Below are 25,101 nucleotides of genomic sequence, written 5' to 3' on the forward strand. Positions count from 1 at the left end.
ATCACCAAATTTTTTTGCCCCAAATCAGGAGAATGATGATGACAATATAGATCGCCAAGCATCCCAGGCCCCGTCTCAGCTTGCCCTGACGCCATGCGAACAAGATCCTGTCCTTCAGGCTCTCCTTGACCTGATCAATGTCCTCAACCACGAGCTTTCCCCGCTCCGACACAAAATTAATCTTCCTGCCAGCCATCACCATCCGAGATACCGCTCTCAACTCGCTGTTCGAAAGATTGTGATCCGATGCCAGGATGGACTTCTCCCTCTCTTCTTCTGTCTCTGGCGAATAGCGGCACTCCGGGCACGGCGTCCACGCCCCGAACTTCATCACACCACATTTAAGACAAACTGCCGCGGTCATTGCGTCATTCGATGAGAGAGATCCATCTATCAATCCGCATCACGGAAAGCGCGGTAGAGGTCCTTCCATTCATCGCGCTCCTTCACCACGGTCTCGATGTATTCCTTCCACACCACGGTATCTTGCACCGGGTCCTTCACCACCGCACCGATGATGCTCGAAGCGACATCTCCCGCGCGTACCGTGCCATCGCCGAAGTGCGAAGCGAGCGCGAGCCCGCTGTTCAGCACGCTGATGGCCTCCGCGGTGCTGAGCGTGCCGGTGGGTGACTTCAGCTTGGTCTTGCCGTCGGCCGTTTGACCGGTGCGCAGCTCGCGGAAGATCTGCACCACGCGGCGCACTTCCTTCAGCGCCGGCGGCTCGGCTGGCAGTTCCAGCGCGCGTCCCATCTCTGCCACACGCTTCGTCACGATGGCAATCTCCTCCTCCTCCGAGGAAGGCACGGGAAGGATGACGGTGTTGAAGCGCCGCTTCAATGCGCTGCTAAGTTCATTCACGCCTTTGTCGCGATTGTTCGCCGTGGCGATGACATTAAACCCGCGCGTGGCCTGCACCTGTGTATTCAGCTCGGGAATGGGCAGCATCTTTTCCGAGAGAATGGTGATGAGCGTGTCCTGCACATCCGCAGGGATGCGCGTGAGTTCCTCAATGCGCGCAATGCGCCCCTCCTCCATGGAGCGCATCAGCGGACTGGGCACGAGGGCTTCGAGCGAGGGACCTTTCGAGAGGAGTTGCGCGTAGTTCCAGCCATATCGCATCTGTTCCTCACTGGTGCCCGCCGTGCCCTGCACGATGCGCGTGGAGTCACGCGAGATGGCGGCGGAGAGATGCTCAGATACCCAGGACTTCGCCGTGCCCGGCACGCCATACAACAGCAGCGCCCGATCCGTGGCCAGCGTGGACACGGCAATCTCCATGAGGCGGCGGCTGCCGATGTACTTCGGCGAGATCTCGAATCCATTGTCCAGCTTTCCACCCATGAGGTAGGTCACCACGGACCAGGGAGAGAGTTCCCAATGGGTGGGCCGCTCGCGCGTGTCCGCCTTGCGGAGTTCCGCGAGTTCCTCAGCATATTGCTGCTCGGCATGGAGTCGGAGTTTTTCAGTCATGGAAGAATGGGATGGGTCAGGGTCCTGTTCGAGAACGTGAATCTAAGATGTTGCCGGTTAGTGACTACGACGAGGTGGATGTCGAAGAAAAGGGTCTGTGAAGGATTGTCAGCCCCAAACTTCTTGCAGCCCACGAGGCATGGGCTACCTCCGTGGTACTCCGTAGACAATCAACCGTGGTTGAGTTGCCCATGAACGCGATAGAAATGCTTACCGTACTCATCTTGTTCACTGCGGCCTTGTTCGTTGGAGCGCTGCTGCAAGAGCACTACGGAGAACCCGGCTTTTTTGGCGGGTTTGCGGGAGCGCTGCTTCTAGTGGCAGGTTTGTTCTTGTTTCTTCGCTGGAAGGGAAACTCAAACGCCGGCTAGGCCAGAGGGTTTGGGCGAAAGCAGCAGAAGCTTGCGCGCCACAGATCAAAACAATCGGAGATGGAAGTCTGGCGAAGGTCATGGCCGCAGTGCGTGCAGTAGTTTACGTTGATCTGCGACCACACTGAGCCGGGCGACGGCCTCGGCGAAAGGCATGACCTCGGGGCGTTGCAGGTCCCAGTCCGCCACGGCTTCATCGAGCAGTGCAGGTGGCAACACACAGACCAGCTCCACCAGCGGCACGCGAAGCTGCCACTCATACTGCGCTGCGCCGCCGTGGATGCGCTCACGCACGGCACGTAGAAGCCCGCGTCCCACCTCTGTGGAGGCGATGGTCCCGCCGGGAGGAATGGTCTGCAGCAGTTTTTCCAACGGGCCACTCATCACGGAGTGCTGCGCCTTGAGATGGGAAGTGAGCAGCGGAACGTACAGCCGCTCGCGCTCTGCCACCGGAAGGGAAAGCAGCAGGTCGAAGGGGTTCAGGGCCGTGCCTTCGTAGAGTTCCGCCTCCAGCATGGCTTGGGACCACTCGGGCAGCATCTGCAGGGACTGCGCTTCCGCCCAGCCGCGAATCAAAGCATCCTTCCACTCGGTCCCTTTCGCCCATGCGATCAGTTCCGCGGGATCTTTCCCCAGGCGCTCGACCCACCAGCCGAGCGGCGCGCGAGAAGTGATTTGCATGAGCCACCATGCGCGCTGGCCGACGCCTGAGCCTTGGGGCGGCGTCTCGCTGATGAGATCATTCTTCCACTCCAGATCATGGGAGGTAGGTGGATCCAAGGTGATGACCTCCCCACGCAGGAACTTCTTCTCACTCTTCAAACACGCATCCAGCCGCGCGGCCATGCGCAGCGTGAAACGCGACTGCGGCATCGCGCCGAGCAGACGGGAAGCCGTTTCGCGCACCTCCTTGCTCTTGTCCTTCAGCGCAGGCTCGATGACCACCTCATCCTCCAGCGAGAGCCCGGGGCGCAACTCCTCCAGGAGAGCGGCTCGCTCACGCGCTCCCTCCACCGGCAGGGCGAGCTGCACCAGGGTGCGCACACGCGCCGCGTCCACGGGGCGCAGCCTCCGGAGAAACAGCTTCCGCTGATCCAGGCTGCCGTGTTCCCACGATTCTTCCGCGAGATTGTCCGAGTTGGCTCCCGCAGCATAGCCCCAATCCGCCTGCTGTGCCGCCAGCCAGGCACCACGCTGTCCCAGTACCGGCAGCAGGCTTTCACGAAGGACAATACTGCGACGTCCTGCATCCAGCGCCTTCGGCAGAAGGCGATGTGGCAGGCCATAGCCATGCTTCGCGAGCACTTGAAACGCCTCTGCCTGCAGACGCATGGGTCCATCCGTGAGGATGCCCGTGATCGCCTGCACCACGGGAGCATCGTGCATCGCCCTCAGCGATTCCTCGGGACACATGGCAGGTGCTTCGCGTGAAGACACGGGTTGATTCCTTCCCGCGAGATGACACGCGCCAAGCACTCCCGCGACGCGCAGGAAGGTCTGTCCATTCGCAGCCTCAGCAGACACCTGCTGCACCAGCGCCCCGAGTTCGCCCTCGAAGGCAGGCCACTCCGGCGCACGACGATCCGTGCCGATGAGCGCGGCGGAGGAAAGGAGATGCAGCGGGTTCGTACTCATGATGCTGTCACCACGGTTTCCGTCCACGCGACCTGGGACGAATCCTTTGTCCACGCGGTGAGAGGCCGCCACTGCTCCCCATTCCATTCGCCAAAGATGGTCATCGCCCTGCCACCGCTGAGCGCGGCGAGTTCCCATGCGTCATCCGCAGAAATGCTCATGCGTGCTTCACGGCCTGCAGGATCACGAGCGGTCCACTGCCCTTCATGATAGACCGGGATGGCTTCTGCGAGTCCGAGCGGCAGACGTTGCAGCCAGGGGTTGCGCGCGCAGGCGTCGGAGATTTCATCGAGCGCCGCGTCCCACGAAGTCGCGGCGAACGCTTGCCCCGCCGTTGTCTGCGTCATGCGAGGTGCGTCCACCAGGAGAGCACGTAGGAGATGATTTGCCGGGAAATAGGCCAGTGTCGCCTCAAAGGAGGTGCCATTCACAAAGCCCTGCTCATAACGGCGCTGTCCGTGGGAGAAATCCAACAATAGGGCGTGACGTACGGTCTTCGTGCCCTTCAGCCACACGCGGCGTTCCCAAAGACGCTCGTTCTCTTCAAAACTCTGGCCGCAAACCATCCAGACATCCGTGACGCGTTCGCCCTCCGCGAGCACCTCTTCGCGCTCCATCGGCCAGCCACCCGCGGCTCGCACTTCCGCGCGTAGCGGCTCCGGCAGTTCCTCCAGGCGCGACATCGCATCGATGAGCAATTGCACACGTCCCATATGTGCTATCAGCCGCTCCGGCCACCCCGCGCCGCTGTTCACGAGAGATTCCATTTGCTTCACGCCATTCGCGAGGCCGGACGCCTGGGCATCCACCAACCGTGCCGCCGCATCGCGCCAGAAGGAAGATGGCTTCGTGGGTAACTCCCCAATGCCATGCTTGATGAGGTCCGCCAGCCAGCGCTCCAGGTCCTTCGCGCCGGTTAGCATGCGGTCGAGGCGCTTCGCCTCGCGCTTCGCAGCAGCCACAGGGTCAGGCGGTGCAGCAACGATGCCAGCTTCCTTGGCCGCTTCTTTTTCCGCCTTCTTCTCCGCGCGATCCTTGCGCCCGCTCAACCACTCGGAGGTCCACGCCGGCTGTGCCGTGGCAGTGAAGGCACTCTGCTTCTGGGCAAGCAGCAGATAGAGAGCAAGACCGTGCTTGCAGGGGAACTTGCGGCTCGGACAGGTGCATTTGAAAGTCGGCCCGCTGACGTCAATACTCACCTGATACGGCTTCGACCCACTGCCCTGGCACTCCCCCCAGATGGCTGTTTCATCGTATCCAAGGGTCGGCCACTTCGCCGGAGCGAGCAATCCCTTCGCCGCTTTCGCCGAAGAATCGTCCGGTGACAATGCCAGTATTTGTTCCGTGGTAAGCACGCGCGCCGATTGGAGAATAACACGCCCGCTTTGGCAATGCCGATGTGCGGAAATGTGTGAGGAATTTGTGACCCACTCAATCGCAAAGCAATTTTTGCACGCTCGCGAGGCGTTCGGCAACGTCCCCCTGAATAAGCGTGTAGCGCACACCTCGCTCCGCCAGCTCACGCAGGTACCACGCATGCTGCAGGGCACGGAACTCTGGCGGCTGGCGTGTGCCGTCCTGGTCAAAGGGAATATCCGGTGCGCACAGCAGCGTGAGATCGTACGGACGATTCGCAAGGGCCATCAGATCAGGCGAGGCGCTGCCGAACTCATGCTGGCAGTAGAAAAGCGTGGTCAGCGGCGAGGTATCGCAGAAGAGATAACGGTTCGCGCCTCCAGCCGCAGCTTCTTCACGACGGCACTGCTCCTGCCCGATGTGCGTGAGATCATCGAATGTCAGCACACCTCCGCGCTCCACCCAGTATTCACGACCATACTCATGCACCCATGCCGTGTGCCACTCGGCAGCGAGCGCCCGGGCCAAGGTTGTCTTGCCACTCGACTCACCACCGAGCAGGCAGATGCGTTTCACAAAATCCGCATACACTACGGGTGAGAGCAGATGCCGGCTGGCGTGCACGTCTTCTCTCACAAAGGTGCCACTCGCGGGAATCACCTCGCGTGCCGTATCCACCACTACCGCTTGCACACCGGCATGGCCCGGCTGATGCCAGCGAAACCACCGCGTGAGATGCTCTGCGAAGGGCTCAAGATAGGCATCACTGCCAAACACCGCCTCCACGCGAGAGTGAAAGACCTCCTCGCACACACGCGCCACGAAGTCGCGGTGTGACTCTTCCGAGTCTTCGTCATTGTGCAGCATGGGACCGAGCCCCAGCGCTTCGCAATTCTCAGCACTCACCACGAGCCGTTCGACCTGCGGGAAGAGCTTCGCCAGCCACTGCGCGCGTCGCTCTGGTTCACAGCCTGGATACTCGGGATTCGAATAGCTCAGGATGTAGACCCGCTCGCACTCTTCAATAGCACGGCGAATCACCAGTTCATGTCCGCGATGCAGCGGCGCGAACTTGCCGACGACGAGTCCTGTGGCGAAGCGGCGGCTCATGCAATCACGCGGCCACTTGAAATGATGATTCAGCCTGGGCGCGCAGCAGTTTCCGCCAGTGCCACCAGGAGACCCAGACATTAATCCAGAAGAGCGTGTACACCCCAGCCGTCAGGTACAGCCCACGAGAGATGAAGAGCGGCACCGCGAGTGTATTCACCACCAGCCAGCACGGCCAGTTCTCAATGCGGCGGCCCATGAGCAAGAACTGTGCGAGCACACTGAAAGCCAGCACAAGGGAATCAATGAAGGGCGCCCACGCATCCGTGAAGGTATGCAACACCCAACCATAACCCGCCGCGGCCACGATGGCCATGAGTGCGCACACGGCGAACCACGGCAGCGGCGTCCTGCGCACGGGCAGCTCAGCACCTTGATTCCCCTTCTTCCAGTTCCACCAGCCCACGGCACTCGCCACAATGAAGAAGACCTGCAGCGTGACATCTGCATACAGCTTCGAGCCGAAGAAGACCCAGCCAAACGCAGCGCAGCCCAGGATGCCAAGCCACCACGTGTGCACGCTGTTGCGCCCGGCCAGCAGGACGGAGGCGAGGTTCAGACAATTGGCGACAATCTCCCAGGTACTCATGCCTCTGTGGTGTATTGCACCACTTTCCCATCAAAGCTGTCTACACGCTCAAGCGTCAACGGCATGGCGCCAAAGAGCTCTGCGAGAGGTTTGCGTATCTCACCCTCATGCACTCCAGAGCCACTCCAGCGCAGATGCAGCGGGCCATCTTTTGCCTGGTGCAGCGTCCACTGCACCAGCGGAAGACGCTGCAGGCGATGCGTGACCTCGATGTTATTCAGCATCGTGCCATCGCCCGCGCGGAAGGTCACCGGAGGCCGCCCTTCCAGTCCCAGCAGGTGCCACTCACCCTCGCAATGCACCAGACTTGCATAGTCACCCGTGCGGTAGCGCAGCAGCGGCAGCCATCCGTTGAAGCCGCCTGTGAGCGTCACCTCACCCCGCTCGCCTTCAGGCACGGGAGTTCCTTCTTCCGAGAGTACCTCCACATACATGCGATGCTGCAGCAGCACATGGCCCTCGCCATAACGCGCCGCAACAGGTCCCGCTTCATTCATGGAATACAGATCCAGCACCGGACAGCCGAAGTGCTGCTCCAGTTCCTCGCGGAAGGCGGGGAGCAAAGCCATCGACGTAGAAATCAAAGCACGCGGCCGCGTGCGCAGCGGCAGCTTGATGAGTTCCGCAAAGGAGATGGGATCACCCGTGTAGAGCTCCGGATGCAATGCATCCAGATACGCGGCGCGGTCATCCAGGTTTCGCCAATCGTTGGGATGCAAATTAATCTTGGCCAATCCCGCCTCACCGAGCATGGGAGTCACGGAGACATACGTGAAGCATTTCTGCTGATACCCCACCAGCACCACACTCACCTGCCCTGCTCCATGACTCAGCTCAATGCCGAAGCGACGCAGCGCCTGCCTGTGATACGAAAGATAACTCGCAGCCACGATGGGATGCGAGGCCAGCAACAGCGGGTGTCCCGTGGTGCCGCTCGTGCGGAAATTGATGAGTTGATCAATCGGCACATCATCCGGCACAAACGCCGCGATATCCCGGCTCAGGTCCGCCCGGCTGATGGTGGGCAGGTCTTCGAACGCTGCAGGCTCCGAGCCATACTTCCGGTAAAACGGCACCTGCTCCAGGCACCGCCGCACAAAGTCCTGCCGCCACCCCGGAGCCTCGCCCTTCGGCCAGCCCGCAGGTTGCGCGCGCACCTCGTCATCGAAAGCACGCACCCTGTCGAGGTCCTGTGCGCTGAGACGATTTCCGCTTTCATTGCGGAACATCGGCGCGCTGGGATGCTCGCGGAGGAATTGCAGCATGCGCCGCCCCTCCTTGCTCAGCGTGGGATAGCGCTCGGCCTCGGTGGGATTGGGGTCGTTCATTCGCGGGTGTATTTGTCGGCAGATTCCTCCGCCGCTTTCTTCGCCAGCGCTTCACGAATGGCGCGTGCACGTTGCTCGGCTGCCTGCGCGGCCTTCACCACACGCAAACGCTCCGAGGTGCTGATGGTCACCAGTCGGTCCTGCGCTTGCGCCATGCTCTCACCTTCCGGACGCAGGTCCAGCCGCGCGAGCGCCACACGCGCCAGCTCCTCACGACGGTCCGGCTCCGTGACAAACTTCTTCGAAGCCACATAGGGTGACAACTCTTGCGAAGCATCCATCAGCGCCTGCAAGGCTTGCGTGGCATCGAAGCCCGGCTGACGGAACCACGGGGACGAAAGCAGCCACGCCAACAGTAGCGAAATGCTGAGACGATTCCGATGCGTCTTGGCATCCGTCACTTCAAAGGCCTTCAACGTGGACGCCGGCACCTGCACTCCTAGGGACGCAAGCCAGTCATGCACCACGGCAGCCACGTGCACCTTCCCCGCGCTGCCGATGCGAGGCTCCGCAAGAAAATCATCCGGCGTCTCCGCGAGACGGCGGAGCAGCGACTCCAGGGCTGGGCCTTCGTTCTTCATCGTTCAGTCAATCCTCCATCGTAAAGTTCATTCATGCCGCGAACTTGTGAAACACCTGCGTGCTGCGGCAGTCAAGACAGGCAGAGTGCGTCTTCGCGCGGCGTTGTTCCGCGAAGCGCAGCGGCAGTTGCAGGAGGTCGGCAGGGGTGCGCAATTCATCCACGGGCACACCATAGCCGGAAGTGGTGAAACTGCACGGAGCAGCATGTCCCATTTCGTCCACAAAGAGGAATCGTGTGCCCGGCTCGCAATTCTCCACCGGAAGCGGTCTGCCCAGCGTGGTTGCACGAATGCGCTCCAGATACCCGGCACTACAGTTCAAACACACCCCACGCCCCTGCAGCGATGCCGAAAGCATGGGCAACTGCTGCGTGAGCCAGTCCACATCCTCCATGCGCAGCCGGTGTGGCGGGTAAAACTCGGGCCGGTCATTCCCACCAAGCTGGTTGAAGGTCAGCTCATCCATCCCCCACTCCGCGAGCTCATGGCACAGCGCGGGATAGTCAGAAATGTTATCCCGCATGAGCACCGTGTTCGCGCGCAACTTCGGTCGCGGGGACATGGCCGCGAGCGCATGGACTCCCTCTCGCAATTGCTCAAACGCACCCAGCCATCCACGCATGCGATCATGGAAGGGCGCAAAGCCATCGATGCTCAGCGTAAGCTCCGCATAACACTCCGCGAGATGCTCGCGCACGGAGGCAGCGCCCAACGTCATGCCATTCGTGGTGGCACTCACCTTGAGATGCAGGTCATGCACCAGATGCCTGCTGAGCGACGGTAGCGCAGGCCACAGCAGCGGCTCACCCCCGAGCCAGCTCACCAGCACGGATTGCCCTGTGTGTTGTTGATATTCCGCCAGCACCTTGCTGAAGCGACGTACCTGCGCTTCATCCGCATCACCATGCAGTCGCGGCGCGTCGATGCCGTACGCGCAGAAGGGACAGCGCAGTGGGCACCTCCCGGTGATTCTCCATACGACGACGAGCATGGTTTACGTGGGAGGCAGAGGTGGAGGCGTCGTCCGCTTCGACGCAGAGGCGCGTGCAGGCGCACGCGAACGCAACGGCATCTTCGGCGGAGCATCACCGTAGTTCTTTCGGCTGAACTCCTTCGCATACGCCACCAGGTCTTCCCACGTGGAGACACGCGCCACGAGCCAGCCTTGCTGGGCCTCGGCCTGCTGGATCATCTGGTGCGAATTTCCCCAGCCCGAAACAGTGCGCCAGTTTTCCACCAGATTCAGCACCATGGAGCCGCCTCCCTTCGCCACGGCCAGCGCGCGCGCGGCGATGTCCCAGCCATCCCCGCCTTGTTCGTCCTTCTCAAACATGGTGCTGATGCCCTCATCCGAGATGTGCAGGATGTGCGCGGGCCGGGCATCACGCGGACGCATGGCATACGTTTCACGCAGCACGTGAATCGGAAACTGCGTGGCGCCTCCATAGTAGCCGGTGAGCACCTTGAGAATGGCGGACTCATCCCGCACGAACCCCCCGGTGGTGGTGAATTGGTTCTTCCCGCTCCACAGCGTGGCCTGCACTCGCGCCCCCACACGCAAGGCGGAGAGCGCCATGATGGCCCCTGCGAGGGTGAGGTAGGAGATGAAGCGCTGCGGGTCTGGCATGGAACCGGAGCTGTCCACGTACAGGTCGAGATCGATCGGTATCTTCTCCGGCGCCTTGCCCACCTCCGTGCCCCACACACGTTGCACCGTGGTGACACCGGGAATGAGCTTCGGACTGCGCATGATGCTTTGGAAGACATCGAGATTCTCCAGGGGCTCGCCGAAGTCCCAAGTCTCCAATCCCTCTGGAATAGGATCCGTGGACTCTGGCGCGGAGCGTGTGGGAAACTTCACCAAGTGCGGCAACGCCTGCTCGCGGTAGTAGCGCACAGCGATGTCGTGATCGCTGAGATTCACTCCCGCTGCACGCAGGATCTCCCCATACTCAAAAGGCTGGCGCGCCTGTCCCGAGTTTTGCTTGGTCGCCTTCAGTGGCAGAGGTGGCGGTTTCGACCCGGCCTCCGTGTCTTCATCCAGGTCGTCATCGAAATCAGTGAGGAAGGGATCTTGCGCGGGGTGTATGATGTCGCCTTCTCCATCTTCGACATCGCTCAGGCCATCGGGCACGCCACCGGAAGCGGCGTTGCCGGTATCCAGCCACCGCTTGAAGTAATCCGCCGAGATCTTGTCCTTCAGCAGATGCGGCAGCAGCAGCGCGGCGAATTTCCCTGCGCCCTGCATCCAGTCGTTCGCATAGGAACGGATGAGACGCGCACCGAGCTGGGCGTCGCCCTCCAGCACATCATCCTGGAAGCGCGCTCCGAGCGAGCCTCGCTGCAGACTCCACAGCATTTCATAGATGCGGAGGTACAGCTTCCACACCTCTCCCGAGGAGCCACCCTCTGCCAGCATCTGATACACCACCGACATGCGAAGTCCCGCACTGCGCTGCAGACGGTCATTGATGAGCAGGTCGGTGTAAAGATTCGCCACCATGGGCGCATGCATCTCCAGCGTGGGCAGTCCTTTCCGCATGCGGGCAATCATCCTCGCATGGTCCGTGAGATTCGCAGGGGCCAGCACGTGGTGACCTATCTCATGCGCCAGCACCTCCAGCGCAAAGTCGTGCACCCGGGACTTCATCACTTCCGGCAGGCTCACGACGATGGCCTGATCCACGAGGCGAATCATGGCAAAGCTTCCCGTGAGTCCTTCCGCCTGCGCCTCCCTGTCAGTGAGACAGAGCAGCGGAGGCCGCAAGCGCGTGAACTTGCTCCACGCCTCCAGGGCCGCAGGCCACGCCGCGGACCATTGCTCACGGAGTGTGTGGATGTCTGGAGGTTTGGTGGCCATGACGCGAGTCAGCGCAACGCGATGAGCGTGATGCCGTGTGAGTATTTCCCGGTCACCGCGAGGGTGTGGGGGTCTGCCACGGAGTTGGGAATATCGCGTCTCCCGTTCATCAGCGTATTGGGCAATGCGGCAGAGCTGGTAATTTCCCCCAGCTCCGCGAGGTCCAGCCTGGTGGAGTCCACCGTCACGCTCGTGGGCTCCACGCGATAGCGGGTACGGATGCGAAGACCGAGCGACTGATTGAAATACTCCATGTCCACGCGATGAAACGTCGCGCCAAAAGCATCACAGATAAGCAACCACGCCTCATCACCTGAGCGCACCACGAAATTTCCGTCAACTATTCCGACTATGGGAGGCTCTGCGAACAAACCACCGAATCCGCGAAAAGACCCGACGGCCTTCACCACGCGTGGCTTTGGTATATCAGAAACAGTTTCACCCGGCGTCCACCAGGGATACTCCGCCACGCGTGCACGTACCGCCGCCCATTTCTCGCCATCAGTTGTGCAGCCCAACAGCCTCAGAGCCACCGCTTCAGGCAGCGTATCTCCCGCGGCCAGGGCACCTTCGCGGAAGTGTGCCAATCCACAACGCCACGCCGCGAGCTTTCCCGCTGCGAGGAAGTGCTCCACAGTGGTGAGTTGCGGTGCGCAGGCCAGCATGCGCTCCACCCACTCCTCCGGGTCTGCGCCCATGGTGCTGGAGAGATGACACAGCGCATTCGACACGGCCGCAATCATTTTCCCAGGAGACTGCGTGAGCAACGGGGTGACCGCAGGAAGCAACCGCTGCCAGCTCACCTCAATCATCGGGTGCCGCCCCGAAGGACCGCTCAGCCGCTCTGCCACGAGCTGCAGGGCCGCATCATACGCCGCCCACACCACGGCAGGCACGCGATCCGGTTGCTCCCTCCCCACGGACTCGGCCAGTGGTGCAATGGACTGTAGGAGGACATGAGAGAACGCATCCGCATCCAGTGACGGATGACGACGCTTCATATCGGCGAAGCGGGCATTGAAGCCATCACGCCCTGACCGCAATACCCCGGCCAGCATGGGGCTGAAAGGTGCAGTACTCATTGGGTGCGAAGCCAGCGGCGGTAGTTCGTGTAGCGCTGGTGGAGGTACTTCAGCTTCAGCAGATCCTCATAGAGGTGCCCGTAGAGCTTCCGCGCCTTCGCCAGTTCATTGATGTGCCGCTCAATGCGGGTGAGCCGGGAAGTGATTTCACTTTCACTGAGACCATCCAGACCACGGCGGAACTCTTCATCGAGGGACGCCACCGTATCCGCGCGGTCGAGGTCCAGGCGATCATACTCCGCGCACGCCAGGTCGAAGAGCTTGCGCAACCAGCCCACACGGTCCGTGCGCAGCGGGCGCTGCCCGGCCTGCTCGAAGAAGGGCGCATCCGTATCCGGCACCAACTTGTCGTGCAACACGAAGGGAAGAATCTGCCGGATGTCCTCCAGTGTCACCACGGCATTGCCACGGAACCATGCGAGCGCCTTCGCATAATGCAGCAGCGTCATGAGGTTGCGCACCGAGAGACCGTTTTTGGATTGCAGACCGATGTCCTTCAGCCGGTCCTTGCCCGTCTCCTGCCCCACGAGAGCGGCCCAGTCCGCGCCGGCGAGGCGTGCTGTGTCCTTTGTCTTGTACTCAAACTGCTCCGCCGCGCCCTCCAGAAATTCAAACTGGCTGGTGAAAAACTCGATGCGACGCCGCAGTTCCGGTGGCAGTTCCACCGCGCGGATGAGCTTGCCCATGCGATCGATTTCCGCCGTGGTGAAGATGATCTGCGGAGGCACCACTTCTTCAGGCCGCACATTTTCTTCCACCCGCGTGAGCAGTTCATCGAGAAAGCGCACGTTGAAGGAAAGCGCCTGCACGATGACGTCAATGCGGTCGCGCAACGCCTCAATCACCTGGTACGTGCCACCGCCCTGGTCGTCATTTGCCGTGAGAAACCAAGCCGCGTCCGGGCACTCATGAATCTGGTCCAGCATCTCCGCGTAGTTATCCCCCATCACCGTGAGCAGGGCGCTCTGCGTACGTGTGGGGATGCGATTGTACTCATCGATGATCTTCACGCGCATGGAGAGCCACTTCCGCCAGGCGATGCGGATGTCTCCGGTGCTCTGCGCATTCACCAGGTCCGCTGGCAGTGGGGTGCCGAGCAAATCTGAAACCGTCATCTGTGGATGCCCATGCTGCATGCCGCGGCGAACATCCTTCAGCGAATAGCCCGCCAGCACGCCCATGAGCAGCGAGCTCGCCGTCTTCCCACGACCCGGCCCACCAATGAAGAGACACTTCCGCCGCGTGGCAAAGGTGAGCAGCGGCACCAGCACGAAACTCGAATAGCTCTGCGCCGAGGGCAGCGTCAGGGGACTCTGCGTATCTCCCAGTCGGAAGACCTGCGGAGGTCCGTCATTGAATTCCACATCATAGTGCGGCGAGATGATGGCCGTATTGACGATCCAGAAGTACGCCTGCCGCAGCTTTTCATCCAGCGCCACGGAGCCCGCCGCCTCCTCGTCCCCGGAAGACACCGGCCCGTCATAGAGCTGCGCCACATCGAAGGCCTTCGGCACGTCGCGCGGCGCAGGGTTCGTCGGAGCCTGCGGCACATGACGGAACAGGGAAGGGAGTTTCATGTGCGCAAATGCTACACATGGGAGCGATGCGCACAACTGACTAAGTTAGAGGTTAGGCGTTAGATGTTATGAATTAGGAGGGGGCAGATCTGCCCTGCCTCTTAACTTCCAACGCCTAACCCTTAACACCTAACTTCCTAAGACACCGGCTTCACCCGCGACGCGACGAAGACGCTCAGCAAGCTCGCGCCAATCGCAATCCAGCCCAGCGTGGGGAAATGCAGAATTTTTCCGGTGATGGCATCTTTCGCAATGATGTGCCCACCAAGCAGGGAAGCCAGACCGGCCACCATGTCACGCACACTGCTGTTCAGGCTCATGAAGCTCCCACGCAAGCGTGCGGGCACCGCGGAGGTGATGATGGCCTGACCGGGCACGAATCTGCCACCGGCAAAGATGAAGAAGAGAGCAGAGAGCACCAGCACCCAGAACATCGGGGTGATGCCTTGATTCGTGATGAAGTAGATGGGGACGAGAGCCCCCGCGATGGTCACGCTGAACATGAGGAGGCGACCATGCTTGTCCGCCAGGCGACCCACCACCGGAGACGTACACAGGCTGGCGAAGCCACCCACCAGATATATCGAGGGGAGGTCACTCTCTTGCAGACCCACATTCGACACCAAGCTGGGACTCAGGAAGGGAATGATCATGAAGTGCCCCAGGATGAGCAGTGTCATGAACAACAGGGCGGTGAGCGTATTCGCATTCGTCACCAGCTCGCGCAATCTCGCCAGCGCTTCTCCGCGCACGTGTCCGCCGGCATTCAGGTGCCCGCGCAGGCTGGGAAAAATCATCAGACACGTGATCCACAGCAGCGTACCCACCCCCACGATGATGATGAAAGGCGCATGCCAGCTCCATTTGGCCGCACACCACAGCCCCACCGGCACACCCGCCACCGCAGCAAAGGCGAACGACGCCATGACGATGCCCATGGCGCCCGCCCGGCGCTCCAGCGGCACCACATCCCCCACCACCGTCAGCACAATAGCTCCTGATACACCACCGAAGGCGCCGCTGAGTACACGAGCCGCAAGCAGTGCGTGGTAGCTGGGAGCCAGCGCACAGGCCAGCGTGCCCAGGATGAAGCCCGCGTAGCAGAAGAGCATCGCCTGCTTGCGATCAAAGCGGTCCACCCAGAATGCCCCAATCAACCCCGCAATGCCAGCGCTGAAGGTGTAGGAGGCTACCAGCAGACTGAACTGGTGCGGCTCGATCTTGAAGATGCGCATCAACTGCGGCCCCAGCGGCATCATGACCATGAAGTCCATGATGTGGGTGAACTGCACCGTGGCGAGCAGCAGGAGGAGGAAACGTTCAGAGAGGACCGGACGGGGTTGAATCTCAGGGTCAGGGGGGAATGACGACATGGGGGGGAGTGAGGGGAGAGGGAGCCAGACTCTGCCACAGACTGGCACGGGCCGGGAATGGGATACGCACGATCTATGGAGAAGGGCGCGACCACCGCCGGACTGAATCGATTTTTTCTTGCCGCGCACAATAGACTCTGCTTCAGCAAATCCACGATGCATTGGTACTATGAGCAGGAGGGGAAACCCGTAGGTCCCGTCACGGAGGAAGCCTTTCAGGCCGCGCGAGCGAGCGGCCTCGTGAGCCCGGCCACACGTGTCTGGCGTGAGGGATGGCCGGACTGGCGCCCCGCAGGCGATCTCGCACCCACCTACACAGGCACCCAGCCTCCACCGGTACCGGCTTCGCTCATGCACGCCGCCTCCCGCTGCGCCGAGTGCAATCAAGTGCTGCCCGACCTTGTCCACCTCGGCGGTGTGAGTGTGTGTGAATCTTGCAAGCCTCACGCCCTCGCAAAACTGCGGGAGGGAATAGTGCTGGGCGCAGGCCCCTGGCGGGACGGCCAGTTGCTGGTGACCCTCAAAAATACCCCGCTGCCCGAGGCCTGCCTGAAATGCGGCGCGCCCCCGGTAAAGCAGGTAAAGAAAGCACTGAGCTGGCACCACCCCGCGCTCTACTTGATTATCTTTGTGGGCCTCCTCATCTACCTCATCCTCGCCCTTTGTCTGCGCAAGACGGCCACCATCTTTGTACCCCTGTGCGCGGAATGCAATGGCCGCCGCAAGCGGAATGGCCTCATTTCCTTCTTGGGATTCGCCGGTGCCTTGGTTGCCTTCATCGTCGCGGGAGCCACGTTGGAAGGAGATGCCAGCACTGCCGCCGTACTCGCGGGGGTGGGGCTGTTGCTCTTCTCGCTTATCTGGATGGCTTCCACCCAGCTCGTGCTGGCCAAAAAAATCAACGAGACCCACGCCTGGGTGAAGAAGGCTGGAAGCCCCTTCCTGGACCGCCTGCCCCAGTGGACGGGACCGGAATGATTTTCCCGGCGGCCACAGAGTTCCTGCGGCATATGCACGAATCACTTGCGCAAAGCGCCATCGCTGCCAAGTTACCAGCCCATCAAATAGGTCAGTTTCAGTTTCGGGACGTAGCTTAGCCTGGTAGAGCGCGTGGTTTGGGACCACGAGGCCGGAGGTTCGAATCCTCTCGTCCCGACCATTTTCCTTCCCCCAGTCAGACCCACACGGGTCGTTTGTTCAATGTCCGCGCTGCACGTCGCTGTCCTCAATGCCTTCAAGAGTAAGGGATGGGCCTACCGCGAGATTCCCGACATGGAGGTGGTGGAGGCCAGCTTCGAGGCGTACCACACCCGCGTACCACTTCATGTGCAGTCCTTTGGCGAGATGCAAATCGTCGCCGTGGTGGCAAATGCCTCAGTGAAGGTGCCCAACACCCACCGCGTGCGCGCCGCCGAACTCTGCATGCGCGTGAACAAGGACCTGAACATCGGCGCCTTTGAGATGGATTGGGATGCAGGTCAGGTGATGTTCCGCCAGGCCAATGTGTTTGCAAAGCACCGGCACGATGAGGAACTCATCACCAACCTCGTGCACAACGCCGTGGTGGAGATGGACCGCATGACGCCGTATCTCGGCGAACTCGTCCGCACCACCAAGGACATGCTGCCGTTCCTCGATCTCCAGCAACTGCTGAAGCGCGAGGAACTCCTCCCGCCAGGAGACCCGGTGGACGCAGACGCCCAGGAAGCCGGCTCTGAGGGTTCTCAGAAGGCGTAGCCTGACTTGCGGCATTTCGCTTGAGGCGGACTCAGCCTCTCAGGCAACTTCTCTGGTTGAATTGAAACGGCGAAAGCTACTTTGCTTTTCCAGTCAGCATCCCTTTCAGCTTGCCTAACAGCGTTGCCCTGGGGCGTACCGCGAGAATGGGCCACTTCGGATGCATGGCCAACACATCCAGTTGCTTCAGGTCCACCCCATCTCCCAGCTTCCGGTTCCGGAAATCGTAGATCATCGCGCCCGCTTCCAAAGGCTCTGCGAGTTCGCGTAGCACTTCATCTCCACTCGCGAGGGCCGTCTCCCGGCTGACCAGGTCCTTGTTGAGTTCCTGAATCGGCTTGATGCGGAACTCGTGCACATCATCAATGAGACTCTGGTAGGGCGGCCTCATGAACCGAAGCCACTCGTCCACAAACTCCAGGATGCTGGAGCATTGCACAAACAGCATCGGCCCTTCATGCTGGTAGTAGTAGATGGGGCCAAGGTCCACGGTGCCGGCTCTGTTCCAATAGAACCAGAAATTGCCATAACCATCCTGCGCGAGAGCTCGAAAACGGCCTCTCAGGATCACAGGATACAGATAGTCCGCCTCCGGCCCCCATAGCTCGAATGTCTCCAGGGCGCCTCCATCAAATCCACGGCAAAACTCCAGCAGTGACCGCGTCTCTTCCGGTAGTGCATAACCAAGCTCGCGCTCAATCGAGGCAATCTCCTGCGCATTGAAGGGCGGCAGCAGCTTGGTGTCCCACGGTTCGCCATCTTCGCTGAGGGGCGGATTGGCCAGATGTGCCTGAATACGCTGAACGATGGACATGCCTTATGGAAAGGGCTTCGGTCCATTTTGTCAAAGTCACTGCCGAAACAATAAACGAAGAAGCCACCGCGATGTGCGGTGGCTTCTCCCAAATTGCAGACAAATCTGCCTGCTGCTTCGATCAAATGAACTCGTTGACCAGGTTCTCCAGCATCTCCTGGCGACCGCTGCCGATGACAGGCTCGCCGTTCTTCAGCGTGTAGGCTTCCAGGTCTTCCAAAGTGCATCCACCCTGTTCCACCTTGGCACCAATGCCGCTATCGAAGGTGCTGTAGCGCTGCTTCACGAAGGCATCGAGACGACCGTCTTCGATGATGGCGGAGGCAATCTTCAGACCACGCGCGAAGGCGTCCATGCCACCGATGTGTGCGTGGAAGAGATCCACCGGCTCGAAGCTCTCGCGACGGCACTTGGCGTCGAAGTTCAGGCCGCCCGTGGTGAAGCCGCCCATCTTCAGCAGCACCAGCATGATCTGCGTGGTGAGATAGATGTCCGTGGGGAACTGATCCGTGTCCCAGCCAATGAGTTCATCACCCGTGTTCGCATCGATGGAACCCAGGGCACCGGCAGCGAGGGCTACTTCCAGCTCATGGCGCATGGTGTGGCCGGCGAGCGTGGCGTGGTTCGTTTCGATGTTCAGCTTGAAGTGCTCCAGCAGGCCGTACTCGCGAAGGAAGTTCAGGCACGCAGCGCTGTCGCTGTCGTACTGGTGCGTGGAGGGTTCACGCGGCTTTGGTTCGATGTAGAAGGGACCCTTGAATCCGATCTTCTTCTTATAGTCCACCGCCATGTGCATGAAGGCGGCCAGGTGGTCCATCTCACGTTTGATGTTGGTATTCCACAGCGTGGAATAGCCTTCACGGCCACCCCAGAAGGTGTAGCCCTCACCGCCGAGGCGATGCGTGACTTCCAGCGCCTTCTTCACCTGCGCGCCGGCGTAGGCGTATACATTGGCGTTCGGGCTGGTGGCAGCGCCCTGGTTGTAACGGGGATGCGCAAAGAGGCAGGCCGTGCCCCAGAGCAGCTTCTTGCCGGTGGCTTTCTGCAACTCTTCCAGGGTGTCTGCCACGGCGTCGAGGCTCTTGTTGCTCTCAGCAAGGGTTTTGCCCTCGGGAGCCACATCGCGGTCATGGAAGCAGTAGTAGTCGATGCCGAGTTTATCCATGAACTCGAAGCACACATGCGCGCGCTTCTTCGCGTTCTCGATGCTATCGGTGCCATCATCCCACGGCTTCTGGGAGGTGCCGCTGCCGAAGGGGTCAGACAGCGTATTGCGCATCGCGTGCCAGTAGGCCACGCCGAAACGCATGTGATCGCGCATGGTCTTTCCAGCGACCACTTCGTCCGCATTGTAATGTTTGAAGGCCAGTGGATTCTTGGACTTCGGTCCCTCGAAGGGGATCTTCGGAATGTCAGGAAACGCTTCGCTCATAGAGCGGGCATTTCAGCCTCCAAGCCCCGACCCGTCAAGAATGGGCGAAAAGTTTCTTTGTAGCGCTTCGGTCCGGGATGGCAGATTTTTAACAAATCAGCCTTCCCCTGAAATTCGCGCTTCTCCAGCCCTCAGCGCAGGGAAGCGTGGGAGTTTTGTGTGATTTCAGGTGGCCTCATCCCGTGGGAAACAGGAAACTTCGTGTCTGTGTTCACCCACAATGGAGGCAAGCCTCCCCCCGCCCTCTTACAGGTCAAACACGAACGGAATGCCCTGTTCCTCCATCATCTTTTTCTCCTTGGTGAGATGCTTTTCGGCGAGCTTGTTGAAGGTGCCGTCCTTCCGCAGTTTCGCCAGGCACTCATTGATCTTCTCCTTGAGGTCGGTGTCTCCCTGGCGCAAGGCCACGGCCCACACCTCCTCGCGCAGGGGCTTGAGCAGCACCCGGGTGGTTTGCTGCTGCTTGTCGTGATAGTTCATGAGGGAAAGCTGGTCGTAGATCCACGCGTCCACCCCACCCTTCACCACTTCCATGACGCAGGCGGTATCTCCGTCCAGCGCGATGACCTGCGCCTTCGGCAGGTACTGCCGGACATACTGCTCCCCGGTCGTGCCCAGTCGTACCACAACCCTTCTGGCGGGGTCATTGAGGTCCTCAACCTTCTGCACCGGGGAGTCCTTCCAAAGGAGCATCGCCAGCCCCGTCTTCACATACGGATCGCTGAAGTCCACGGACTTGCGACGCTCATCACTGGCTGTGACGGAAGAGATGATGATGTCCACGCTGCCGCTCTTCAGCGCGGCGATGAGACCGTCGAAGTTGATATTACGAAACTCCACCTTTCTGCCGAGGTGCTCACCGATGGCATTGCCCAGGTCCACACTCACACCGGCAAACTCTCCCGTCTCATTCGTGTACTCGAAGGGCGGATACGTGGCATCCATGGCGATGACCAGTCGTGGCAGCACTTCCTTGCCACCGCCACCTCCCTGCGTGCTCGCTTGGTTGGCTTTTTCTTCAGAGCAACCGGTCAGGGACAAAAATCCCGCCAGCACCGAACAGCACAGCACGCAGAACCGTTTCATGCCGCATGGTGCGGCAGGACGGCGACTTCGCAATCGGGTTTCGCCGCGAGTTGACACTTCGCAGCGCATTTCCATCATGCGGCATGATTCTTTCCTCCGGCGAATACCACGACCTGCCAACGCCCTACGGCCCCATGCGCATTGAGATTTTCCGGCCCGTGGCCGCGGGGAAGTATCCGGGCATCGTGTTGTACTCGGAGATCTTTCAGCTCACCGGCCCCATCCGCCGTACGGCCGCCTTCCTCGCCGGCCACGGCTTCGTGGTGGCAGTGCCGGAGGTGTATCATGAGTTCCTTCCCGCTGGCACCGTGCTGGCCTATGACCAGGAGGGCGCGGACAAGGGAAATGAATTCAAGTTCGCCAAGGAACTGGCCAGCTATGATGCGGATGCGCGCGCTGCCCTGGACTTCCTGAAATCCCACCCCGCCTGCACCGGCAAGCTCGGGGTCATGGGCATCTGCCTGGGCGGTCATCTCAGCTTCCGCGCTGCGGCGAAGAACACGGATGTGAGTGCCGCCGTGTGCCTCTATGCCACGGACATCCACAAGAATAGCCTCGGCAAGGGCAGCAACGATGACTCGCTCGTGAGCATCAAGCACACGAAAGCGGAACTCCTCATGGTCTGGGGTCAGCAGGACCCCCACATCCCACTGGAAGGACGTCGGAAAATCCAAGCCACACTGGATGCCGAAGGCGTGAAATACACGTGGCATGAATTCAACGGCCAGCACGCCTTCATCCGCGACGAAGGCCCACGCTACGACCCTGAGCTGGCCGTGCTGACCATGAATCTCACCCTCGCCCTCTTCCGCCGCAAGCTCAGCGAAGGGGATGCAATGGCATAACCATCTGCTTACTAGAAGCTCTCCCAAACCTGCTCCAGTAAAGTCAGAGAATCATCAGCCGGCCCTAGGAGCGCTGGCCTCTGGCCGGCGTATTCGTGTTGCCACCTCTCGCGGCTCACAAGCTTCAAAACCGCCGGCCAGAGGCCAGCGCTCCTAGGACAACGTCCGGCTCTTGGCATCACAGGCTGGAAGATGTCAGTCTCACTACTGCTTACTACCTACCGACCTGCCCGAGCTCTTCTTCGCCGCTGCAGTCGTCTTCCCCCGCCGCATGCGCAGCTCGTGCCCGCATGCGGCGCTGACCTCACGCACCGTGCGCAGGCCCGGCCAGTCCTGACCACGCCGCCAGCACATCACGAGATCCAGTGGTGGCACGTCAGGACTCACCGGGAGAAGGACAATGCGCTCCGCCGTGTGGCAGGCGAATGAAAGCGGCACCAGCGACACACCTGAGCCAGCTTCCAGCCTCAGCAAGAGACTTGAGGCACTGTCGAACTCCTCCATCCGGCCCGGCTTCACTCGCGCAGCGGCCAGGATACCTTCCACGAACTTCGGATACTCCGGGTATGCGTGACGCGCATACCCCAGCAAGGTCGCGTGCGCCAGGTCACTCAATTCAATCTTCTTCTTCCGGGCCCACGGATGATTCCGACTCATGGCCACGCAGATGGGATAGGTGATGAGCGTTTCCTTGATCAATCCCGACTCATGAAGCACCCCGGCACCCACGGTGTAGGCCAGGTGTAGCGTGCCTTCCTTGAGTCCGGCGTTCATCTCATCTGACGAAAGGTCATGCATGCGCAGGTTCAGGCTGGGATGGGTACGGCCCAGCCGCTCCAGCACCAGGGGAAGCAGCTCTGCTGCCAATGACGGCGCATAGCCTATCTCCACGGTAGCGCACTCGCCCCGTGAGATGGCCTGCACGTGGCTGGTGATGTTATCCGAGCGCGCCAGCAACTCCCGCGCATGCTCCACCAGCGCACGGCCCGCATCGTTCAGCGAGACACGTCCCTTCTCCCGGATGAAGAGCGATACACCCAGCGACTGCTCCAGGTCCTGCATCTGACGGCTCAGGGCAGGCTGGGAGAGATGCAGCCTCTCCGCGGCGCGGCTCACATTGAGTGTCTCCGCGACCACGAGGAAGGAGCGAAGGTGGCGCAGTTCCATGGTTGTGGTGAACCTATGCACTTCTTGCATGGACTCGCAAGGAAAGTTGCATTGGAGACTTTTGAGCCAGGGCCGAACCTGACCACGTAATCCAACCACAAGTTTCACCCCTATGAAATTCACCCTTCGCAAATCCAACGAGCGCGGCCACGCCGACCACGGCTGGCTCGACTCCCGCTTCAGCTTCAGCTTCGCCGAGTACCATGACCCGAAGCACATGCACTTCCGCACGCTGCGCGTCATCAATGAGGACCACATCGCCGCCGGCGGTGGCTTCCCCATGCACCCGCACCGCGACATGGAAATCTTCAGCTACGTGCTGGAGGGCGCCCTGGCGCACAAGGACAGCATGGGCAACAGCCGCGAGCTGAAGCCCGGCCAGATCCAGCTCATGAGCGCCGGGAGCGGCGTGACGCACAGCGAGTTCAACCCCTCCAAGACGGATAAGACCCACATGCTCCAGGTGTGGCTCTTCCCGGACAAGCGCAACCTGCAGCCCGGCTACACCGAGTGGCACCCGAAGCCCGAACATGCCAACGAAAGCAAGGTCCTCGTGATCTCGCCCGATGGCCGTGAAGACTCCGCCGTGATCCACCAGGATGCGAACATCTACCGTCTCAAGCTCACCAAGGGCCAGGAGATCACGCATGACCTCACCACCGGTCGCGGTGCCTGGCTGCAACTCGCTCGCGGCAGTGTCTCGCTGAATGGCAGCACCGCTCTCACCGCAGGCGACGCCGCCAGCACCAGTGACGCCGGCACGCTGACCGTCACCGCTACCGAGGACAGCGAAGCCCTCCTCTTCGACCTCGCGTGAGCCACTTCGGGGATTTGAGATTTTGAAATCTCAGATCTCAAATCCCCAACCAAAACCCGGTCCCGCATACGACGCGGGCAACTTCTCCAACGATTCAGAAAACAAACCCACCCTCATCTACCCAAACCTCATCCCCTTCTGAAATCTCAAATTTCAAATCTCAAATCTTAGTCTCACATCATCATGAACAAACTCATCAAACTCGACTTCGTTCCCTTCTCCACTGACCTTGGACTTCTCGCTCTCCGCGCGTGGTTCGGACTCTCCTTGTTCGGCATTCACGGCCTTGCCAAGCTGAAAGCCTTTGGCCCCACCATCACCTACTTCCAGGAGAAAATGGGCTTCCCCGCTCCTCTGAGTTCCGCCGCCATTCTGGCGGAGTCGGTCTTCGCACTGCTTCTCGTGCTCGGCGTGGGCACTCGCTGGGCCGCGCTCTTCATCGCCGTGACCATGAGTGTTGCCTTCTTCAAGGTGCATGGCGCCGTGCTCGAACAGGGCAACCCCGGCTCCGGTGAACTCGCCTTCCTGTATCTCGGCGGCGCCATCGCGCTCCTCATCGCCGGTGCCGGCCGCTACTCGGTGGACGCGAAGCTGGGCTCCTCCAGTGCGAGCTAAGTAAGTCACACTCTCTGACCCCACCATCCCTCTTCCTGGCAGTCTGCCTGCGGAGAGGGAACGTGGATGAAGGTCCCTGAGGCGCCTCCGCCCTTGCAGGAAAAGACTCTCTTCAAATCCTTTTGTGTTCCAACAGCTTCTTGCTCGGGGGCATATCGCAAGAGGTTCTTCATGTTTCCGTTCCCCTTCCTGCTGCAAATCGTGACTTGGATCACTCTCCACTGCGCAGGCGTCACCCGAAGGAAGAAACACACACAAGCAAAGCAGCCCTGACGCAGCAACCCGCATCAAACACCCGCCCCATGACATCGCCATCGTCAGGCTCAAAACTGCTCAGTCGCCGTAGTTTTCTTCAAGCTGCAGCTGCCACCACCGGCTCCTTCATGATGTCGGGCGAACCATCGTCATGGGGCAGCAACCTGCCTTATGAGCGCACGCTGCGCGATCGCCTGTGGATGTGGGGTCATGATTCCGGTTCGTTGGTCAAGGGCTACGGCATCGGTGACAAAGGCACTGACATCGAGCCGGCGGCAGCCCTCGAATACATGGGCATTCCGAACATCTGCATGGTGCGCTTCACCGGCACGCCGTTGCCTCCCTTCGATGAATATGTGAAACAGTTCGCCAAAACCAAGAGACTCACCTGGAGCTTTGTCGATGGAGGAAAAAACTTCACCACTGAGGAAAAGAAGAGCCAGGCGCTCGACCTCGCCACAAGGACACCCAACCTCGTCGGCCTGGACATGGATGACTTCTTCATCGGAGATGCGGTGCCTAAAACGGAGGGCGGAGAAGCGCAGGCCCACCTCAGCGTCGCTCAGGTAGAGGCGGTGACCAAGGAACTCGAAGTCGCAGGACGAAGGCTCGATCTATCCATGGTCATCTATTCGAACCAATTGCATCCCTCCATCAAGCGGCACATCGATCCCGTGGACGCAGTGTATTTCTGGACGTGGAAAGCACGCGATTTGGTGAATCTGGAAGATAACTTTGCAGCCTATCGCAGGATCGCACCTGCCAAGAAAACACTCCTCGGCATCTACATGTGGGACTTTGGCGAGAAAAAAACCATCCCTCTCGAATTGATGGAGCACCAATGCCGTCTGGCCTTGGACTGGCTGAAGAAAGGCGAAATCGAAGGTCTAATTTTTCATTGCACCCCACTTTGCGGCATGAAACTCGAAGCCGTCGAATGGTCGAAGAACTGGATCTCGCATCATGCCAACGACGTCGTTCGAGCGTGACCCCAGAAG

23 protein-coding genes and 1 tRNA gene are annotated in these 25,101 nt (G+C 60.6%); 7 read left to right on the plus strand and 17 right to left on the minus strand.

Going from position 1 to position 25,101, the window contains the following annotated elements; translation table 11 throughout:
* Nucleotide 1: 1 nt before the first annotated feature.
* From G5S37_RS19075 to G5S37_RS19135, 13 genes are all read right to left on the minus strand, one after another.
* Nucleotides 2-364 carry a hypothetical protein gene (locus tag G5S37_RS19075; RefSeq protein ID WP_165206042.1) on the minus strand — a complete coding sequence of 121 codons (363 nt, stop codon included), beginning with the start codon at nucleotides 362-364 and terminating at the stop codon, nucleotides 2-4.
* Nucleotides 365-393: 29 nt separating this feature from the next.
* Nucleotides 394-1,473, minus strand: a complete 1,080-nt coding sequence (locus tag G5S37_RS19080) for an AAA family ATPase (protein ID WP_165206043.1) — start codon at nucleotides 1,471-1,473, stop codon at nucleotides 394-396.
* A gap of 449 nt (nucleotides 1,474-1,922) precedes the next feature.
* Complete coding sequence (locus G5S37_RS19085) at nucleotides 1,923-3,479, minus strand: DUF5691 domain-containing protein (RefSeq protein ID WP_165206044.1); 1,557 nt, start codon at nucleotides 3,477-3,479, stop codon at nucleotides 1,923-1,925.
* Nucleotides 3,476-4,834: an SWIM zinc finger family protein gene (locus G5S37_RS19090; protein WP_206026058.1), complete on the minus strand. Its 1,359-nt coding sequence runs from the start codon at nucleotides 4,832-4,834 to the stop codon at nucleotides 3,476-3,478. Before G5S37_RS19090 ends, G5S37_RS19085 begins: the two co-directional genes overlap by 4 nt.
* A gap of 76 nt (nucleotides 4,835-4,910) precedes the next feature.
* A complete protein-coding gene (locus G5S37_RS19095; RefSeq protein WP_165206046.1) occupies nucleotides 4,911-5,945 on the minus strand; it encodes an AAA family ATPase in 1,035 nt (344 codons plus the stop codon).
* A gap of 4 nt (nucleotides 5,946-5,949) precedes the next feature.
* On the minus strand, nucleotides 5,950-6,534 hold the full coding sequence (gene pnuC, locus G5S37_RS19100) for a nicotinamide riboside transporter PnuC (protein WP_165206047.1): 585 nt from the start codon (nucleotides 6,532-6,534) through the stop codon (nucleotides 5,950-5,952).
* Nucleotides 6,531-7,862: a capsule biosynthesis protein CapK gene (locus G5S37_RS19105; protein ID WP_165206048.1), complete on the minus strand. Its 1,332-nt coding sequence runs from the start codon at nucleotides 7,860-7,862 to the stop codon at nucleotides 6,531-6,533. Before G5S37_RS19105 ends, pnuC begins: the two co-directional genes overlap by 4 nt.
* A complete protein-coding gene (locus G5S37_RS19110; RefSeq protein ID WP_165206049.1) occupies nucleotides 7,859-8,443 on the minus strand; it encodes a hypothetical protein in 585 nt (194 codons plus the stop codon). The genes G5S37_RS19105 and G5S37_RS19110 overlap by 4 nt, the downstream gene beginning before the upstream one ends.
* Nucleotides 8,444-8,474: 31 nt before the next feature.
* Nucleotides 8,475-9,434: a radical SAM protein gene (locus G5S37_RS19115; protein WP_165206050.1), complete on the minus strand. Its 960-nt coding sequence runs from the start codon at nucleotides 9,432-9,434 to the stop codon at nucleotides 8,475-8,477.
* A 3-nt stretch (nucleotides 9,435-9,437) separates the two neighbouring features.
* Entirely contained in the window at nucleotides 9,438-11,303 is a 1,866-nt protein-coding gene (locus G5S37_RS19120; RefSeq protein WP_206026059.1) for a VWA domain-containing protein, read from the minus strand.
* A gap of 8 nt (nucleotides 11,304-11,311) precedes the next feature.
* Nucleotides 11,312-12,385, minus strand: coding sequence for a hypothetical protein (locus tag G5S37_RS19125; RefSeq protein ID WP_165206051.1), 1,074 nt, complete (start codon nucleotides 12,383-12,385; stop codon nucleotides 11,312-11,314).
* Nucleotides 12,382-13,962: a MoxR family ATPase gene (locus tag G5S37_RS19130; RefSeq protein ID WP_165206052.1), complete on the minus strand. Its 1,581-nt coding sequence runs from the start codon at nucleotides 13,960-13,962 to the stop codon at nucleotides 12,382-12,384. Before G5S37_RS19130 ends, G5S37_RS19125 begins: the two co-directional genes overlap by 4 nt.
* 137 nt (nucleotides 13,963-14,099) lie before the next feature.
* Nucleotides 14,100-15,335, minus strand: a complete 1,236-nt coding sequence (locus G5S37_RS19135; protein WP_165206053.1) for an MFS transporter — start codon at nucleotides 15,333-15,335, stop codon at nucleotides 14,100-14,102.
* A gap of 57 nt (nucleotides 15,336-15,392) precedes the next feature.
* Between G5S37_RS19135 and G5S37_RS19140 the strand changes: the two genes are divergently transcribed.
* The 3 genes from G5S37_RS19140 to G5S37_RS19150 all read left to right on the plus strand — a co-directional run bounded on the left by G5S37_RS19140 (nucleotide 15,393) and on the right by G5S37_RS19150 (nucleotide 17,072).
* Nucleotides 15,393-16,313, plus strand: coding sequence for a DUF4339 domain-containing protein (locus G5S37_RS19140; RefSeq protein WP_165206054.1), 921 nt, complete (start codon nucleotides 15,393-15,395; stop codon nucleotides 16,311-16,313).
* A gap of 104 nt (nucleotides 16,314-16,417) precedes the next feature.
* Nucleotides 16,418-16,494 (plus strand) — tRNA-Pro (locus G5S37_RS19145).
* Between the two features lie 41 nt (nucleotides 16,495-16,535).
* The gene (locus G5S37_RS19150) at nucleotides 16,536-17,072 is read left to right on the plus strand and encodes a YbjN domain-containing protein (RefSeq protein WP_165206055.1); all 537 of its coding nucleotides are present in this window, start codon (nucleotides 16,536-16,538) and stop codon (nucleotides 17,070-17,072) included.
* 76 nt (nucleotides 17,073-17,148) lie between these two features.
* On the opposite strand, the gene G5S37_RS19155 is transcribed toward G5S37_RS19150, so the two are convergent.
* From G5S37_RS19155 to G5S37_RS19165, 3 genes are all read right to left on the minus strand, one after another.
* Nucleotides 17,149-17,886, minus strand: coding sequence for an SMI1/KNR4 family protein (locus G5S37_RS19155; protein WP_165206056.1), 738 nt, complete (start codon nucleotides 17,884-17,886; stop codon nucleotides 17,149-17,151).
* Nucleotides 17,887-18,007: 121 nt separating this feature from the next.
* Nucleotides 18,008-19,318, minus strand: a complete 1,311-nt coding sequence (gene xylA, locus G5S37_RS19160) for a xylose isomerase (RefSeq protein ID WP_165206057.1) — start codon at nucleotides 19,316-19,318, stop codon at nucleotides 18,008-18,010.
* A 246-nt stretch (nucleotides 19,319-19,564) separates the two neighbouring features.
* Nucleotides 19,565-20,404, minus strand: coding sequence for a transporter substrate-binding domain-containing protein (locus G5S37_RS19165; RefSeq protein WP_240914676.1), 840 nt, complete (start codon nucleotides 20,402-20,404; stop codon nucleotides 19,565-19,567).
* 83 nt (nucleotides 20,405-20,487) lie between these two features.
* On the opposite strand from G5S37_RS19165, the gene G5S37_RS19170 reads away from it, so the two are divergent.
* The gene (locus G5S37_RS19170) at nucleotides 20,488-21,249 is read left to right on the plus strand and encodes a dienelactone hydrolase family protein (protein ID WP_165206059.1); all 762 of its coding nucleotides are present in this window, start codon (nucleotides 20,488-20,490) and stop codon (nucleotides 21,247-21,249) included.
* A 204-nt stretch (nucleotides 21,250-21,453) separates the two neighbouring features.
* Here G5S37_RS19170 and G5S37_RS19175 read toward each other — a convergent pair whose 3' ends face one another.
* Complete coding sequence (locus tag G5S37_RS19175; RefSeq protein WP_165206060.1) at nucleotides 21,454-22,416, minus strand: LysR substrate-binding domain-containing protein; 963 nt, start codon at nucleotides 22,414-22,416, stop codon at nucleotides 21,454-21,456.
* 112 nt (nucleotides 22,417-22,528) lie between these two features.
* Between G5S37_RS19175 and G5S37_RS19180 the strand changes: the two genes are divergently transcribed.
* From G5S37_RS19180 to G5S37_RS19190, 3 genes are all read left to right on the plus strand, one after another.
* The gene (locus G5S37_RS19180; protein WP_165206061.1) at nucleotides 22,529-23,233 is read left to right on the plus strand and encodes a pirin family protein; all 705 of its coding nucleotides are present in this window, start codon (nucleotides 22,529-22,531) and stop codon (nucleotides 23,231-23,233) included.
* Nucleotides 23,234-23,416: 183 nt separating this feature from the next.
* On the plus strand, nucleotides 23,417-23,848 hold the full coding sequence (locus G5S37_RS19185; protein WP_165206062.1) for a DoxX family protein: 432 nt from the start codon (nucleotides 23,417-23,419) through the stop codon (nucleotides 23,846-23,848).
* Nucleotides 23,849-24,150: 302 nt separating this feature from the next.
* Entirely contained in the window at nucleotides 24,151-25,092 is a 942-nt protein-coding gene (locus G5S37_RS19190; protein WP_206026060.1) for a twin-arginine translocation signal domain-containing protein, read from the plus strand.
* Nucleotides 25,093-25,101 lie beyond the last annotated feature (9 nt).

Origin of the sequence: Roseimicrobium sp. ORNL1 (assembly GCF_011044495.1) — a bacterium.
Lineage (GTDB): Bacteria > Verrucomicrobiota > Verrucomicrobiia > Verrucomicrobiales > Verrucomicrobiaceae > Roseimicrobium.

Bases quoted from the DNA above. Each gene is read 5' to 3' on its own strand.
- G5S37_RS19075 (WP_165206042.1), bottom strand. From the start codon at position 364: ATGACCGCGGCAGTTTGTCTTAAATGTGGTGTGATGAAGTTCGGGGCG.
- G5S37_RS19080 (WP_165206043.1), bottom strand. From the start codon at position 1,473: ATGACTGAAAAACTCCGACTCCATGCCGAGCAGCAATATGCTGAGGAA.
- G5S37_RS19085 (WP_165206044.1), bottom strand. From the start codon at position 3,479: ATGAGTACGAACCCGCTGCATCTCCTTTCCTCCGCCGCGCTCATCGGC.
- G5S37_RS19095 (WP_165206046.1), bottom strand. From the start codon at position 5,945: ATGAGCCGCCGCTTCGCCACAGGACTCGTCGTCGGCAAGTTCGCGCCG.
- pnuC (WP_165206047.1), bottom strand. From the start codon at position 6,534: ATGAGTACCTGGGAGATTGTCGCCAATTGTCTGAACCTCGCCTCCGTC.
- G5S37_RS19105 (WP_165206048.1), bottom strand. From the start codon at position 7,862: ATGAACGACCCCAATCCCACCGAGGCCGAGCGCTATCCCACGCTGAGC.
- G5S37_RS19110 (WP_165206049.1), bottom strand. From the start codon at position 8,443: ATGAAGAACGAAGGCCCAGCCCTGGAGTCGCTGCTCCGCCGTCTCGCG.
- G5S37_RS19115 (WP_165206050.1), bottom strand. From the start codon at position 9,434: ATGCTCGTCGTCGTATGGAGAATCACCGGGAGGTGCCCACTGCGCTGT.
- G5S37_RS19120 (WP_206026059.1), bottom strand. From the start codon at position 11,303: ATGGCCACCAAACCTCCAGACATCCACACACTCCGTGAGCAATGGTCC.
- G5S37_RS19125 (WP_165206051.1), bottom strand. From the start codon at position 12,385: ATGAGTACTGCACCTTTCAGCCCCATGCTGGCCGGGGTATTGCGGTCA.
- G5S37_RS19130 (WP_165206052.1), bottom strand. From the start codon at position 13,962: ATGAAACTCCCTTCCCTGTTCCGTCATGTGCCGCAGGCTCCGACGAAC.
- G5S37_RS19135 (WP_165206053.1), bottom strand. From the start codon at position 15,335: ATGTCGTCATTCCCCCCTGACCCTGAGATTCAACCCCGTCCGGTCCTC.
- G5S37_RS19140 (WP_165206054.1), top strand. From the start codon at position 15,393: ATGGGATACGCACGATCTATGGAGAAGGGCGCGACCACCGCCGGACTG.
- G5S37_RS19150 (WP_165206055.1), top strand. From the start codon at position 16,536: ATGTCCGCGCTGCACGTCGCTGTCCTCAATGCCTTCAAGAGTAAGGGA.
- G5S37_RS19155 (WP_165206056.1), bottom strand. From the start codon at position 17,886: ATGTCCATCGTTCAGCGTATTCAGGCACATCTGGCCAATCCGCCCCTC.
- xylA (WP_165206057.1), bottom strand. From the start codon at position 19,318: ATGAGCGAAGCGTTTCCTGACATTCCGAAGATCCCCTTCGAGGGACCG.
- G5S37_RS19165 (WP_240914676.1), bottom strand. From the start codon at position 20,404: ATGAAACGGTTCTGCGTGCTGTGCTGTTCGGTGCTGGCGGGATTTTTG.
- G5S37_RS19170 (WP_165206059.1), top strand. From the start codon at position 20,488: ATGATTCTTTCCTCCGGCGAATACCACGACCTGCCAACGCCCTACGGC.
- G5S37_RS19175 (WP_165206060.1), bottom strand. From the start codon at position 22,416: ATGGAACTGCGCCACCTTCGCTCCTTCCTCGTGGTCGCGGAGACACTC.
- G5S37_RS19180 (WP_165206061.1), top strand. From the start codon at position 22,529: ATGAAATTCACCCTTCGCAAATCCAACGAGCGCGGCCACGCCGACCAC.
- G5S37_RS19185 (WP_165206062.1), top strand. From the start codon at position 23,417: ATGAACAAACTCATCAAACTCGACTTCGTTCCCTTCTCCACTGACCTT.
- G5S37_RS19190 (WP_206026060.1), top strand. From the start codon at position 24,151: ATGACATCGCCATCGTCAGGCTCAAAACTGCTCAGTCGCCGTAGTTTT.